We start from the raw sequence: 14,232 nt of genomic DNA, 5'->3' as shown, positions 1-14,232 counted from the left end.
GGATGGAAGGATTTGAGGGATTAGGAATAAAGGCACAGTTTTTAAAAGCACTGGCAGATTTGGGGTTTACCAAGCCTACTGAGATTCAAGAAAAGGCTATTAAACCACTGTTAGCTGGGCAGGAAATTATTGCTACCGCGCCAACGGGTTCGGGTAAAACGGCGGCGTTTATGCTGCCTGTAATGCAAATGCTTCGCGGTACTAATCCAGAACATCCGAGGGTTTTGGCCATTGCTCCAACCAAGGAACTGGCCATGCAAATCACAAGTATGGCTCAAGATTTAAATGCTTACAGCGATTTAAAAATAGTGGGCTTAATTGGTGGAGTTGCCAAGCAGGGTCAAAGAGATCAATTGGCGGGAGGTGCAGATATTATTGTAGCCACCCCTGGAAGATTTATGGACCTCTATTTCGAAGGCTTAATTCCGCTTAAGAAAATTCAATTTTTAGTATTGGATGAGGCCGATCGTTTAATGGATATGGGCTTTATGCCCCAACTCAATCAAATTCTTGAGGTAATACCTTCCAAGTCCAGAAAAATATTATTCTCTGCAACTTTTCCTGAGCGTTTGCAGCGCGTAGTAGATAACTTTTTGGAACACCCACTGCGCATTGAGGTTTCTAGACAGGAGAAACCGGCAAAAGATATCGATCTGTTTAAGGTGGGATTGAAAAACCGCCTGACCAAATTGCATTACTTAGAGCAGTTCCTATTGAATGAAGACTGTGAACGTGTAATTATTTTCACCAGAACTAAAGAAACGGCCACCCAAACGCAAAAATATTTATTGCGAAAAATAGGGGAGGATGAGATAGGCTTATTACATGCCAATAAAGGGCAAAACACCCGAAATAATACTTTCGAGAAATTTAAATCGGGAGAGATCAAGTACTTGGTAACCACGGATATTAGCGCTCGGGGAATAGATATTCCCAAGGTAAGTCACGTTATCAATTTCGATGTTCCTCTGGTAAAAGAAGAGTACGTACATCGTGTTGGGAGAACAGGAAGAGCTGGGAATTCTGGAGTAGCGATCACTTTTTACACCCCAGCCGAAGAGTTCCAAATTGAAAACTTAGAGGAATTCATTGAAGAGAAAATGAAAGTCCTAGATGTTGATATTGAGGAGAAAGAATTCTTGCCGGGTGAAGAAAAAGAAATGCTACGAAGCATGGATTTACATCGTCAGAAAATTGACCCTAATTATCGCGGAGCTTTCCAAGAAAGAAAAAAGAAGAAGATTTTTGCCTCTAAAAAGCTGGGTAGAAAGTCTTAAAAATTTACCATCATTTTAACCTCACACTGTTTTTTACCCATTAGTTTATAGGTAACGGTTTGATCGGCAAAATGGTCGTCTACATTCCATTCGAATTCAACAAGGGTTTTACTTTCCTGTTTTGGGTTTTTAAGATCTCCAAAAACTCGAAAGGCATCCTCTAGCAGCCATTCGCACTCAAACCTTCCGTTTACCTTAACCAAGGTATAAACATGTTGTTCGGCCTTTCGCAGTACTTCCACTCGTTCTATGGGGAAATCTGGAAATTCGGCGTAGTTAAATATCAGCTTAGAGTAAGGGGCGATATCGTGTTCCTGAACAATGTACTTCCAGGTTTTACCTGGAATTAAATTGCGTAGCGAACTAAAATAAACAACCTCCTCAACCTCAGCTATCCCCATTCCAGCAGGTTTTATAGGGTTTTGAGCTAAGGTTTTATGGGTTAGAAGTATGCTGCAGCTACAAAAAACTGCAATAGAAAGGATAAAGCCGCTAGTTAGCGGCTTCCTCGTTTTGTGTTTCAGTTTCATTCGCCTGCAGCTCCTTAATTTTTTGGCGCATGTTTTTATTGATGTACTTAATCTGATTTTCCATCTTCTCTATTGCATTGCGAGTAGCTGTAATTTTCTTTTCAGCCTCAACAAGCAATGGGTTTTTCTTTGCGCTGCTAGAATTAAAGAACGCCATGTTGTTCTCGAACTGTATGGCTTGCTTTTTAAACTCTTCAATTTTTTCGTTGATGAAACGCTTTTCTTTTTGAAGTAGTTTTTCGAAGTCGTTTTCTTGAAGTAACCCTTGAATTCGGCTAGTAAATTTAGAGTGTTCTAACTCCTCTTTAGCCAATCCAATAGCTTCCATTTTCTCATCTAATATAGAGTTGAAAGCGTTATTTACTTCGGTTATTTTATCCTTAGGCACTTTACCAAGTTTGTTCCACTCAGAAAGTTTGCTTTTAATTTCCTTGGCAGCTTCTTGCTTGTCTTCAGGTAATTTAACCCCTTTGAACGCCTCAATAAATTCGAGTTTGGCTTTGTAGTTGTCTTCGAACTTGGCGTCTAACTCCTTGGCGCTTTTCTCTTTAGCTTCGAAGAAGGCATCGCAAGCTGCTCTAAATCTTTTCCAAAGCTTTTGCTCAAAAGCCATAGGAGCAGGTCCAATGTTTTTCCATTTTTTCTGCAGATCGATTAGCTTTCTGGAGGTCTCCTTCCAATCGGTAGAATCTTTAAGTACCTCTGCCTGATCACAAAGTGCCTCTTTCTCGGTTTGGTTTAGCGAAAGTTCTTTCTTGAAATCTTCAAAAAACTTCGATTTATGTTCAAAGAAAGTATCGCACTCGGCTCTAAATTCTTTCCAAACTTCTTCATTTTCCTTTCTAGGGCCGTATCCAACTTGTTTCCAAGCTTGCTGAATCTCTATGATCTTTTCCGTTGCCTTGTTCCAAGCTTTAGCATTGTTAGGAAGCTTTTCGGTGATCTCTCTAGTTTTTCCAAGAAGACCTTTTTTCAGTGCCAGATTTTTATCTAACTCCTCTTTTCTTGCGGCTCTTCTGGTTTTAATGATCTCGTATGCGGCATCTAAAGCCTTGTCGAAACGGGCTTTTAAAGGTTCAAATTCGTCTCTAGGCACCGGTCCAACATCGTACCATTCTTGTTGGTACTTCTTTACGTTTTCCTCTAAGTTTTCTGTTTCTGCCTTAGATATAACCTCTAGGTTTTTAACGATGTTTTGTTTGGTTTCAAGGTTTTTCTTTAGATCGTTCTCTAAAAGGTCCTTGTAAATTTTAATATCGTAGTAAAAAGTATCTACTGCGTTGTGGTAGTCTTGTAAAACTTCTTTGTGGCGATCGCCAGGAACTCTTCCAATACCATTCCACTCTTCTTGTAGTGCCTTAAAAGTATCGAAGGCTTTTTTTATGTTTTCCTCATCTTTAGTGATGCTGGAAATTTGTTTGATGATGGCAAGTTTTCTGTCGAGGTTTTCTTTTTCCTCTTTTGCTCTACGCTCGGCGTATGCCTTCCTTTTGTCTTTAAATTCCGTTTTTAGCTCGGCAAATTTCTGTTCATCTTCCGATGGAGCAGGAGAGAAGTCTTCGGGTTTATTTTCTGGATCTTCTAAAAAAGTCTCCAGTGCTTTTTCACGAAGTTGGTTAAACTCCTTTTCAATGTCTTCCATCAAGGTTTTACCCTCGGTAATGAGTTCTTTGTTAAATTCTTGCTTTAGTAAGTCAGAGAATTTGTTCAGCAGTTCTTGCATTATTGTGCTATAAAATCTTTAAAAACGGTGCAAAGGTAGAATTTCCCTATAAATGGCGGGTAATCAATTGCTTTTCAGGAGCTTTTTTAATTTATCGGGATGGTTGGTAATGATTCCATCCACACCCAAATCAATTAAGCGACGCATTTCTTGTTCGTCGTCTACCGTCCAGCAAAAGATCTGACGGCCTTTTTTATGTATGGCGTTTACCATTTTTCTATCCACCAATTTATAATTGGGATTGATGGCAGACGACTTCTTAAATCTATATATGTTACCCACTTTGGGCAGGCGATCGCGATAAATGGGTATAGCTCGGTTGCTGTAGTTTAAAAGCAAGTTCAACTCCAAATCTGGATTTTCTCGGTGTATGCTTTTAAGAAGTGGGGCACTAAAAGACTGAATAATGCAGTGTTTTTGGGCTTTGTGTTTGTTGATTTGCTGCACCAGTTTTCTCGCCAGAAGTGGCTGCATCATCAAGGAGCCTTTTAGCTCTATTAGTAATTTTGCTTTGGGAACTACAGCGCCTAAAACCTCATTTAGCGATGGGATTTGCTCTCCTTTAAATTCTGGTGAAAACCAGGAGCCAGCATCTAATTTTTTTAGGGATTGATAGTAAAACCACACCACAGGACCTTTTCCATTGGTGGTTCGGTTTACCTTGGCATCGTGCATTAAAACGGGTACATTATCTAAGCTAAGTCTTACATCAATTTCGATGTAATCCACCCCAATCTCCAAAGCCTTATTAATTGCGGCCATGGTGTTTTCGGGAGCCAATGCCGAGGCACCTCTATGCGCAATAATTGCTGTCATTATCTGGGTAAAAGCACTTCTTGCATTTCTTCGTTAACCTTAACCGGTTTCCCTGTTTTGGCGTCGAGTAAAACAAAAGTAACAACAGCGTCTATTACTTGGGTTGATGAATCGTTGAGATATCCAATCTGGTGGAAAATCCAACTGGTATTTCCTTTTTTAGAAGGTTCCGTTTCTATACGCAGGGTCTGTCCCTGGGTAATTGGATATTTGTATGAGATATTGATGTTTACCACAACGAAGGCTAGGTTTCGCTCTTCGAAGTAAGATTTTGCATTGATGATATCCAAATATTGCCATCGGGCTTCTTCGAGTAGTTCTAGATATCTTGCATTGTTAACATGTCCATAGCCATCAAGGTGATAGCCTCTTATTTTTAGTTCGGTAGTATGCTTCAAGCTTACAGTTTTTTCAAAATTACTTCGAAGTAATCTTCTAACATTTCCTCTTCACTTAAATTATAATAATGCTCTAGCAATTTGCTCTTTGCGTTGAGCATTTGGAGCATTCCCGTTGTAGACCCCCATAAAATAATGGCCAGTTTAATAGGGTTTTTATGGGTGCCAATAGATCCATCGTCCATTCCAGCTTTAACCACATTGGCAAGTACTTCTAAAACCTGGTTTCCGGCAATCATGCTTTTCAGCGATTCAGCCTCCATGTCGTCTAAGCTCACGGTATCGTTTTCGTAATGCAAAATGGCATCGAAATATCCTGGATGTTCTTTAGAGAATTTGATGTAGGCTTTTCCCGCCTCTTTTATCTTCTCCTTGCCGTTTCCACTAAAATCTGAGATGGCCTCGGTTACGTATTTTTCTAAGGTTTCGAAAGCTCTACGCAATATGGCGCGATACAAGGCGTTTTTGTTCTTAAAGTATAGGTATAGTGTACCTTTACTTACATCCGCTTCGCTGGCTACTGCGTCCATTGAGGCTTGATGAATACCACTTTTAAAGAAAATTTTTTCAGCAGCAGCAATGATTTCGCTCTTTCTAACCGCTTTGTCCTTATGTTTCTTGACGACCGTTCCCATCCAAAAAAAAATTTTCCGAAAGTTATGAATTACTACGGAAAAGTGATTAATTCTATTTAAAGTAAACAAATTGGCTGAAAATGCGGTTTCTTTAGAATATTTAGCTTGAAATTCTTAATAAAGTAAAATTAACCACCTTTTTTAAACTTTTTGAAATATCTTAGTCGCCCAGAATTGGGCATATTTTTTAATTTTCTAATATCACATCATGGGTAGAAAACCAATAGCAAAAAAAAGAAGTCGCAACGAGGTAAAACGTGAAAAGTGGATTAACGAATGCATCGTACACTTCGAGAAAACAGGAATCCGCAACATTACCATGGACGATGTTGCACAGCTATTAAATATTTCTAAAGCCACCATCTACAACCACTTTAAAAGTAAGGATGAAATGGTGCAAACTGCGGTAGCAATGTTGTTAAACCGCATTAGAAAATACGAGGAGTACTTAACCGACCAAAGCATTCCTTTTATTAAGCGCTATTACATGGCGATGAAATATTACGCCGAGCAATTAACCAGTGTATCTCCTAGATTGGTTAGAGATGTAAGAGAAACGTATCCTGAAATGTGGGATTACGTAGAGATGTTTAGAAACCAATTCTCCTTTGTAATTGGAAAGTACTACGAAGAAGGAATTGCAAAAGGATATTTTAAAGACTTTGACGTAAATGTTATGGTGGGTACCGACCGTTGGTTCTTGGATGCCTTATTAACTACTACTTACCTGAAAGACAATAATTTAACCTTGGATAAGGCCTTCGACGAGTATTTTAAAATTAAGTTCGACGGGATTATTCATACTGTTATCGCCGATTGTAAGATGTAGGCATCGGCAATCGCTATAGATTACCACTTATGTATTTCCAGTTTAGTAAAGCTCGAGAATACTTCTATTTTTGAGCCGCTAAACTGGAAAAACTATGTATAAAAAGCATCTATGTCTTGCTCTTGCGATGCTAAGCACCTTGGTGGGCTTTTCGCAAGCTAAAAAGATTGACTTTGTGGAATACGACCTACCCAATGGTCTCCACGTAATTCTTCACGAAGACCACTCAACTCCTGTAGTGGCAATTACCATGTTATACCATGTAGGATCTAAAAACGAAGATCCAAACCGTACAGGTATGGCGCACTTTTTTGAGCACCTTTTATTCGAAGGGTCAGAAAATATTGGCCGTGGTGAGTTCGATAAGTACATTGAAAATGCCGGTGGGGTGTTAAATGCCAATACCACTCAAGACCGTACTTTTTACTACGAGGTTTTACCGTCTAACCAATTAGAATTAGGTCTTTGGTTGGAAAGCGAGCGTTTGATGCACGCAAAAGTTGAAAACGTTGGTATTGAAACTCAACGCGAAGTAGTTAAAGAGGAGCGTAGACAAAGAATGGATAACACTCCTTACGGTTCTATCTTAGAAGAAACCTTTAAAAGAGCGTATAAAGTTCACCCATACAAATGGTCGGTTATTGGTTCTATGGACCACCTAAATGCCGCTTCGGACCAGGAGTTTATGGATTTCTACAAAACTTTCTACGTTCCTAACAATGCAGTACTTTCTATAGCTGGAGATATCAACATACCAGAAACCAAAAAATTAATTGCGAAGTACTTTGGTGAAATCAAAAAAGGAACCAAGACCATTCCTTTCCCAGAGGCTAACGAGCCAGCTCAAACTACAGAGATTAGAGATACTGTTTTCGATAACATCCAACTTCCTGCAGTAATTCAAGCATACCACTCTCCTGCACAAGGAACTGCCGATGCTTATGCAATGGAAATGTTAAGTACACTACTTTCTAGCGGCCAGTCTTCTAGACTATACAAAAGATTAGTAGATAAGGAGCAATTGGCATTACAAACAGGTGTTTTCCCACTTGGATTAGAGCACCCAGGATTAACACTTTCATTTGCTATTTGTAACTCAGGAGTAGATCCTATGGCTGCTGAAAAAGTAATAGACGAGGAAATTAAAAAGTTACAAAGCGAGTTAATTAGCGACGAAGAGCTAAACAAGGTGAAAAACCAAATTGAAGCACAATTTGTTGCAGGTAACTCAAGAGTAGTGGGGGTAGCTGAAAGTTTAGCTAACTACCACACGTATTACGGAGACGCTAACCTTATTAATACCGAGTTACAGCGTTACCTAAAAGTTAGCAAAGAAGATATTAGAAATGTGGCCAAGAAGTACCTAACTCCTAAGAATAGAGTAGTACTTTATTACTTACCAAAAGCCAACTAATCACTTTATAAATATTTAGAGATGAAAAAATTATCCATATTGTTCTTTTGTGTAACCCTTGCCGTTTCGGTTTTTGCACAAGTAGATCGTAGCAAAGCTCCTGCCCCAGGGCCTGCACCAAAAATTCAAATTGGGGAATCTGAAACATTTACGCTTGAAAACGGACTAAAAGTAATTTTAGTTGAAAACCATAAGCGTCCAGTAATCTCTTACTCACTTACTTTGGATTACGTTCCATTTATGGAGGGTGAAATTGCTGGAAATGCTTCTTTAGCCGGATCTTTATTAAGAGCGGGTACCACAAGCAAAAACAAAGAGCAGATCGATAAAAGCATAGACTTTATTGGTGCTAATTTCAGTACCTACGCTACTGGATTCTACGCATCGTCACTTACCAAGCACACTGATAAGTTACTTGGAATTGTTTCGGATGTATTGTTGAATCCAACTTTCCCAAAAGATCAGTTAGAAGCAGAGAAAAAGAAAACCATTTCTGGTATCCAGGCTGGAAAAGAAGATCCTAACGCGATTATGTCAAACGTTTCTAAAGCGTTGAGATATGGTAAGGATCACCCATACGGGGAAATTGAAACCGAAGAAACTGTTGCTAACGTAAGCGTGGAGTCTTGTAAGGAGTTCTACAACACTTACTTCCGTCCTAACATTGCATACCTGGTAATTGTTGGAGATATTACTAAGGCCGAGGCTGAGAAGAAAGTGAAGAAGTACTTTGGAGCTTGGCAACAAGCAGAAGTTCCAATGGCAGTTATGCCAGAGGTAAAAGGACCCGAAGGAACTCAGGTTTGTTTTGTGCCTAAAACCGGTGCAGTGCAGTCGGTAATTAATGTTACTTATCCAGTAGACCTTAAGCCAGGAGCTCCAGATGCTATCCCATCTAGCGTTATGAATAACATTTTAGGTGGTGGTGTATTTAGCGGTAGATTAATGCAAAACCTTAGAGAGGATAAAGCCTATACCTATGGTGCAAGATCTAGCCTTAGCACAGACCAATACGTTGGTTCTTTTACTGCATTTGCTTCGGTAAGAAATGAAGTGACGGACTCATCGGTTACCGAGTTTTTATACGAATTAGACCGCTTAACAAAAGAGCCTGTTTCTAAAGACGATCTTTCACTAGTGAAAAACTCTATGAACGGTTCTTTTGCAAGAGCTTTAGAGTCTCCACAAACTGTAGCCAATTTTGCTTTAAACATTGAGCGTTACAAGCTTCCTAAAGATTACTACGCAAATTACCTTGCAAGATTGAGCTCAGTTTCTATCGAAGAGGTTAAGCAAATGGCACAGAAGTACATCAAACCAAATAATTCTTTGGTAATTGTAGTTGGAAATAAAGATGTAGCAAAGAGCCTAGAGAAATTCGATGCTGACGGAGAAGTAACTTTCTACGATTTCTACGGAAACGAGGCAGATGCAACGGAGCGCAAGCCAGCTCCAGAAGGAATGACTGCTCAAAATGTATTCGACAACTTTGTGTTGAAGTTTACGCAATCTGAGGATATGAAGTCGGCCCTTAAGAAAATTAAAAAGCTTAAGGATATTACTACCAAAGGAACCGCAAGCATACAGGGGAATGAAATTAAAATGGTTACCTACCAAAAGGCACCAAATTTATTCTCTCAAAGCATTATGGTTCAGGGTAACGTAATCCAGAAGCAAACGTTTGATGGTAAAAAAGGAGTTTCTATTTCTTTCCAAGGGCGTAAAGAAATGGAAGGCGACGACCTTAAGAAAATGGAAGTACAGGCCTTATTGGTACCAGAATTAGAGTACCAAAACCTAGGTTACAAATCTACTTTACTTGGTGTGGAGCCTGTAAATGGAGAAGATGCTTATGTGGTTGAGATTACAGCAACCGTAGGAGAGCCTTCAACTCATTTTTACAGCGTAGAAAGAGGAGTTAAGCTACAAGAAATTGTAACAGCTGAAACGCCAAACGGTGCGGTAACTACAGTACAGTCTTTTGACGACTTTAAAGATGTTAAAGGATATGTTTTCGCACACAAAATGAGCATTTCTGGACCTCAGAGTCTAGTAATTGAAATGGATGAAGTGAAAGTGAACTCAAACGTATCTTCAGACTTGTTTAAGTAGGGTTAATTAAATCCAATATTTAAAGGGGATGTCTTTTTAGGCATCCCCTTTTTTTGTTGCGCTAGGGGGGAGCTTTTTCTGTAAGTAAGGTATAACCCAGCTAATGAATAATTAGTTATCTTATTATAACAAAAGCACCTACCACGTGAAAAAGCAAGATTCAAGTAAGCCGGTTCTTCGGTTACATAAAATCCATTTGGATGGTAATTGCTATCTAGGATTTCAGTTTAAATACAGCGAAACCATATACAGTGGGCTAAGGCGGATTAACGCGAACTGGCACTCAGGTAAAAAGTGTTTTTACCTGCCGTTCACTAGAAAATCATATTTGGAGATTATTAGAGCGTTTAATGGAACGGTTGCGGTAGATAATACCGCAATCCTCGTGGGTAAAAGGGCGGCAATAAACAATACTAATGATGTGGATTTACCCTTGGAGTTTAGGGAGTTACTGGTGCGCAGACGATATAGTGCCAATACCGTAAGAACCTACTGCTCGATGTTTCGTGGTTTTATGCATTTCTACAGAAAATTTGACTTACAATCTATAACAGACGATCAAATCAAGGATTACATAAATTTTCTGATTGAGAAAAAGAATGTTAGCATAAGTACCCAAAACCAGGTTATTAACGCTATTAAATTTTATTATGAACATGTTTTGGGACGAGAGAAAAAGAAGTATAGTTTGGATAGACCCAGAAAAGAGCGAAAGCTTCCCAAAGTAATCAGTCAGAAAGAACTTATACGGCTAGTTTTGGCTGCCAGCAATTTAAAGCACCAGTGTATTATTGCCTTACTGTATTCAGCAGGATTAAGAAGGGGAGAGCTCATTGGGTTAAGGGTAGAGGATATAAACTTTGACCGTATGCAGGTATTTATAAAAGGGGGGAAGGGCAAGAAAGATCGGGTATCTATATTAAGTGAACGTATGGCTGTTGGGTTAACAAAATATCTGGCAGCATATAGCCCTAATTACTGGCTTTTTGAGGGGCCCAATCGAAATCAATATGGGGCGTCTAGCGTAGGGATGTTAGTAAAAAGAGCCGCTAAACTGGCTGGGTTAAAAGGGGTAACACCCCATGTACTGCGACATAGCTTTGCAACCCACATGATGGAGGGCGGAACCGATACGAGATTGATTCAAAAACTTTTGGGACACGAGAAATTAGACACAACTGCCATTTATACCCATGTTTCCAAATCGTCCTTACTAAAAATATCATCTCCCTTTGATAGCATAAAGACTGAAAATTTTCGGAAGAAATCATTGGAATAGGAGCTTATGCACAATTGGCATAGTTGGAAAAGTAGAGTAGGGCAGAGCAGAGGAGAATCGGTAAGCAATTTAAGGGGAGATGATAAGTAAAAGCGATTTCTATCTCATTGGTAAAATCTGGAATTTGGAGGACGTTGAATAGCTCCCAGAAAAATATCATCACATTTTCTTTTGCAAAAAATATCATCACATTTTCTCATTTTAAATTGCCCTAATCGTGGTTTTCCGGGGGTTTTCTTTACTTTTCGGTATACAAAAACAAAAACCAATATCAGCAACCTGGTGTTGCTCATATGTTGTGTGCAAGCTAATTGAACATTATCCGTGGAACGAAACATTATAGAAATTAATGAAGAAAAAATTCAAGATTTTGTTGACTCCAAACGTCCTCAGGATCCTGAATTGAGAAAAAAGATTGATTTCGGATATTCCTTTGACAGAAAAGCTTTTGAGATATTCACAACTAGGCCCATTTGGATTAACCCATCAAAAACAAGAAACTACCCATTCGCCAGATTGCGCTATTACCAAACCAGAAATGAATGGAATCTCTACTGGATGAGAGCAAACGGTAAATGGGAGGCCTATTCCCCATTTCCAAAAGCAAACAACTTAAGCGCTCTACTTGAAATTATTAATGAAGATAAACTCGGTTGTTTCTTTGGCTAAGATTAAACCAGAAATATTAAATGAAATTGCTCAGCAAATTGACTGCGGAAATAAGGCCTATTACAATCCTAAATCCGAGGAATTAATTTGCATCCCTAATTTCAACGATCACTATGAGGAAGAAGAGTTTAAAGAATTTTTAGGTGAGGAAATAGAGAAAGTAGAAGATCCCGAATTTCAGTGCATTACCCCACTTGAATCCTGGGAATCCTTTGAAATCATGGAAAACTTCGCTTATCAACTAAATGAAGGGTTATTTAAGAATCGATTAATAGAAGCTTTATCAAAAAGAAAACCTTTCCGTCACTTTAAACATCTAGTTGATCATTCGGACTTTAGGCAAGACTGGTTTGATTTCAAGCAAAAGGAATTAGAAAAACACGTTGAAAGACAATTAATTTAAAGACGGCCAGCACACAACAAAGGCTATAATTAATGCGGAGTTAACCGTTGACAGAACACATTTTCGCCCTCGCCTCCGCTTCTCCTTTTATTTCTCTCGGTTTTATTTAATTTACCTACCTAAATAAAAGGCTTGCTAGCTTCCGTGCGGCATGATCGGACAAAGCCCGATCCACCCGCACTAAATTATAGCCAAGCCGTTGGCACTAATACTCGTTCTCCCTACTATTTTTTGCTAGATTCTTAAACCTTTTTCGTAACTAATTCGTTACATTTGTACCGTGAGAGATGTTGATATTACGGAAGAATGCTTAGAGTTTATCGACAAACAAGGTGAAAGGGTTTCATTAAAATTTTTTCAGCTTGTGCAAGTGATGATGCAAGAGAAAGTGGTGCACGCTTTGTTCATTAAGAAGTTGCAATCCACCAAATTCTATGAACTCCGAGTAAAAGCTGGAAATGAATACCGTATTATCATATTTGCAATTGATCATTTAAACTTCTCTCAAGCTAACCAGGTGGTCTGTTTAACTGGGTTTATAAAAAAGTCCACCAAGGATTATAAAAAGGCAATTAAAGCTGCAGAAAAAATTTTAGAGGAATATTTAAATCGTAAAGAAAATGGGTAAAGCATTCAACGCCAAGGAACTTTTGGATAAGAGGTACGGAAAAGAAGGTTCAGAATCACGAGAGAAATTCACTGAAGACGCCTTTTCATATTACTTCGGAGAAATCATTCGTAACAGACGAAAGGAACTCCATTTGAGTCAAGAAGATCTCGCTGAAAAAGTGGGTAAAAAACGACCTTACATTTCTCGAATAGAAAATGGTGAAGACATTAGACTATCAAATTTTGCTTTGTTAGCTAAAGCTCTTGGACTCTCTATTCAGATTAATCCAGAATAAATAAAGTACTAGTGCCAACAATGCCTATAAATAATGCGGCTTAATCGGTTCTTAAATGGTTTCGCCCGCACTTCCGCCTCCCCTTTTCTTTTACGCGGTTTTACTAATTTACCACTCAAACAAAAGTCTCGGCTAAGTGTATCGCCAGCATCTAAATTTTAGAGCTACGGAGTGCACTATTCATAGGCGAGCCGTTGGCAAGCATAATTGCGCTCTGCCCTAATCCCCAAAGATTTTCTTGCGTTTCAAGTAACTTTTAAGTTACCTTTGTCGTTAAATAATCGAACCAGTTTGGACAAAATAAGATCGGTTACATCATACGAAGGACACTTCGAAAAGTTCCTAAACTCTTTGGACCAAAAGACCCAAAACAAAGTCTTTAAGTTAATTGAGATGTTAGAAACCATTGAACGTATTCCTTCTAACCATCTTAAAAGCATAACTGGAGTAAAAGGCCTTTTTGAGGGACGCATTAAACTTGGATCCAACATCTGGAGAGTGTTCTGCTTTTTTGATGGAAACAAGCTTGTCATCCTTCTTAACGGATTTCAAAAGAAATCACAGAAAACACCCAAGAAGGAAATCGAAAAAGCCAAGAAATTAATGTTGCAGTATTTAAAAGAGAAAAAAGATGGGAAAGACTAAATCATGGGACCAAATTAAAGATGAGGTTTATGGGAAAAAGGGAACTCCCAGAAGAGATGACCTGGAAAGAAGTGCTCAAACATTTCGAATCGGTTATTTATTAAGACAGGCTAGAGAAGAAAAGCACCTCACACAAAAACAGCTTGCTGAAATCATTGATAAAAAAAGGACATACATCTCCCGAGTTGAGAATGATGGCAGCAACATCACATTAAAAACGCTCTACGATATCGTTGAAAAAGGCCTAGGTGGTAAAGTCTCTATAAACATCGAGATTTAAAATTACGCTTGCCAACAATGGCTATGAATAATGCGGGTTAGTCGGTTAAGAACACATTTTAGCTTTTGCCTCCGCCTCGTCTTTTATTCTTCTTGGTTTTAGTAATTTACCACACAAATAAAAGCCTCGGCTAACCGTGTCGCGAGAGCCAAACATTATAGCTCTAAAGCCGCACTATTCATAGCCGGGTCGTTGCCTGCCATAATAAAAACACAGTTACTCTTCGACAAACCATTTTGATTAAGTAAACTAATGAGTTAACTTTGAACTGTGGTTAAAGAAATAATTACCTACAAGAAATACTTCCTCGATTTCTA

General features: G+C 38.8%; 16 protein-coding genes. 11 read left to right on the top strand and 5 right to left on the bottom strand.

The genetic code is table 11. The features are described from left to right. Positions 1-2: 2 nt before the first annotated feature. The gene (locus FRX97_RS09215) at positions 3-1,277 is read left to right on the top strand and encodes a DEAD/DEAH box helicase (RefSeq protein ID WP_147014922.1); all 1,275 of its coding nucleotides are present in this window, start codon (positions 3-5) and stop codon (positions 1,275-1,277) included. Here the strand turns inward: FRX97_RS09215 and FRX97_RS09210 are convergent. The 5 genes from FRX97_RS09210 to FRX97_RS09190 form a co-directional block, all read right to left on the bottom strand. Further along, positions 1,274-1,807 (bottom strand): hypothetical protein, encoded by a 534-nt coding sequence (locus FRX97_RS09210; RefSeq protein WP_147014921.1) that lies wholly within the window; start codon positions 1,805-1,807, stop codon positions 1,274-1,276. The genes FRX97_RS09215 and FRX97_RS09210 overlap by 4 nt on opposite strands. Further along, entirely contained in the window at positions 1,770-3,530 is a 1,761-nt protein-coding gene (locus tag FRX97_RS09205; protein WP_147014920.1) for a DUF349 domain-containing protein, read from the bottom strand. Before FRX97_RS09205 ends, FRX97_RS09210 begins: the two co-directional genes overlap by 38 nt. 63 nt (positions 3,531-3,593) lie before the next feature. Then, complete coding sequence (locus FRX97_RS09200) at positions 3,594-4,346, bottom strand: glycerophosphodiester phosphodiesterase (protein ID WP_147014919.1); 753 nt, start codon at positions 4,344-4,346, stop codon at positions 3,594-3,596. After that, on the bottom strand, positions 4,346-4,744 hold the full coding sequence (locus FRX97_RS09195) for an acyl-CoA thioesterase (protein ID WP_147014918.1): 399 nt from the start codon (positions 4,742-4,744) through the stop codon (positions 4,346-4,348). The genes FRX97_RS09200 and FRX97_RS09195 overlap by 1 nt, the downstream gene beginning before the upstream one ends. A 2-nt stretch (positions 4,745-4,746) precedes the next feature. Then, positions 4,747-5,379, bottom strand: a complete 633-nt coding sequence (locus FRX97_RS09190) for a TetR/AcrR family transcriptional regulator (protein WP_147014917.1) — start codon at positions 5,377-5,379, stop codon at positions 4,747-4,749. Positions 5,380-5,587: 208 nt separating this feature from the next. Here FRX97_RS09190 and FRX97_RS09185 point away from each other — a divergent pair, with 208 nt between their 5' ends. From FRX97_RS09185 to FRX97_RS09140, 10 genes are all read left to right on the top strand, one after another. Further along, positions 5,588-6,208 (top strand): TetR/AcrR family transcriptional regulator, encoded by a 621-nt coding sequence (locus FRX97_RS09185; RefSeq protein WP_147014916.1) that lies wholly within the window; start codon positions 5,588-5,590, stop codon positions 6,206-6,208. Between the two features lie 94 nt (positions 6,209-6,302). Beyond that, positions 6,303-7,622 carry a M16 family metallopeptidase gene (locus FRX97_RS09180; protein WP_147014915.1) on the top strand — a complete coding sequence of 440 codons (1,320 nt, stop codon included), beginning with the start codon at positions 6,303-6,305 and terminating at the stop codon, positions 7,620-7,622. A 21-nt stretch (positions 7,623-7,643) separates the two neighbouring features. Continuing rightward, entirely contained in the window at positions 7,644-9,734 is a 2,091-nt protein-coding gene (locus tag FRX97_RS09175; RefSeq protein ID WP_147014914.1) for an insulinase family protein, read from the top strand. Positions 9,735-9,879: 145 nt separating this feature from the next. Then, a complete protein-coding gene (gene xerA / locus FRX97_RS09170) occupies positions 9,880-11,013 on the top strand; it encodes a site-specific tyrosine recombinase/integron integrase (protein WP_223266601.1) in 1,134 nt (377 codons plus the stop codon). A 324-nt stretch (positions 11,014-11,337) separates the two neighbouring features. Beyond that, positions 11,338-11,682 carry a DUF3024 domain-containing protein gene (locus FRX97_RS09165; protein ID WP_147014913.1) on the top strand — a complete coding sequence of 115 codons (345 nt, stop codon included), beginning with the start codon at positions 11,338-11,340 and terminating at the stop codon, positions 11,680-11,682. Further along, positions 11,675-12,085 (top strand): UPF0158 family protein, encoded by a 411-nt coding sequence (locus FRX97_RS09160; protein ID WP_223266600.1) that lies wholly within the window; start codon positions 11,675-11,677, stop codon positions 12,083-12,085. The genes FRX97_RS09165 and FRX97_RS09160 overlap by 8 nt, the downstream gene beginning before the upstream one ends. Before the next feature lie 280 nt (positions 12,086-12,365). Continuing rightward, on the top strand, positions 12,366-12,713 hold the full coding sequence (locus FRX97_RS09155) for a type II toxin-antitoxin system RelE/ParE family toxin (RefSeq protein ID WP_147014911.1): 348 nt from the start codon (positions 12,366-12,368) through the stop codon (positions 12,711-12,713). Continuing rightward, positions 12,706-12,990, top strand: coding sequence for a helix-turn-helix domain-containing protein (locus FRX97_RS09150; protein ID WP_147014910.1), 285 nt, complete (start codon positions 12,706-12,708; stop codon positions 12,988-12,990). Before FRX97_RS09155 ends, FRX97_RS09150 begins: the two co-directional genes overlap by 8 nt. 291 nt (positions 12,991-13,281) lie before the next feature. Further along, complete coding sequence (locus FRX97_RS09145; RefSeq protein WP_147014909.1) at positions 13,282-13,635, top strand: type II toxin-antitoxin system RelE/ParE family toxin; 354 nt, start codon at positions 13,282-13,284, stop codon at positions 13,633-13,635. Continuing rightward, complete coding sequence (locus FRX97_RS09140) at positions 13,622-13,915, top strand: helix-turn-helix domain-containing protein (RefSeq protein ID WP_147014908.1); 294 nt, start codon at positions 13,622-13,624, stop codon at positions 13,913-13,915. The genes FRX97_RS09145 and FRX97_RS09140 overlap by 14 nt, the downstream gene beginning before the upstream one ends. The last annotated feature ends 317 nt before the right edge of the window (positions 13,916-14,232 follow it).

The organism is Luteibaculum oceani (assembly GCF_007995015.1).
Classification (GTDB): Bacteria; Bacteroidota; Bacteroidia; order Flavobacteriales_D; family Luteibaculaceae; genus Luteibaculum; species Luteibaculum oceani.
The sequence above is the reverse complement of the archived record's forward strand: the minus strand, read 5'-3'. Positions and strand labels throughout refer to the sequence as shown.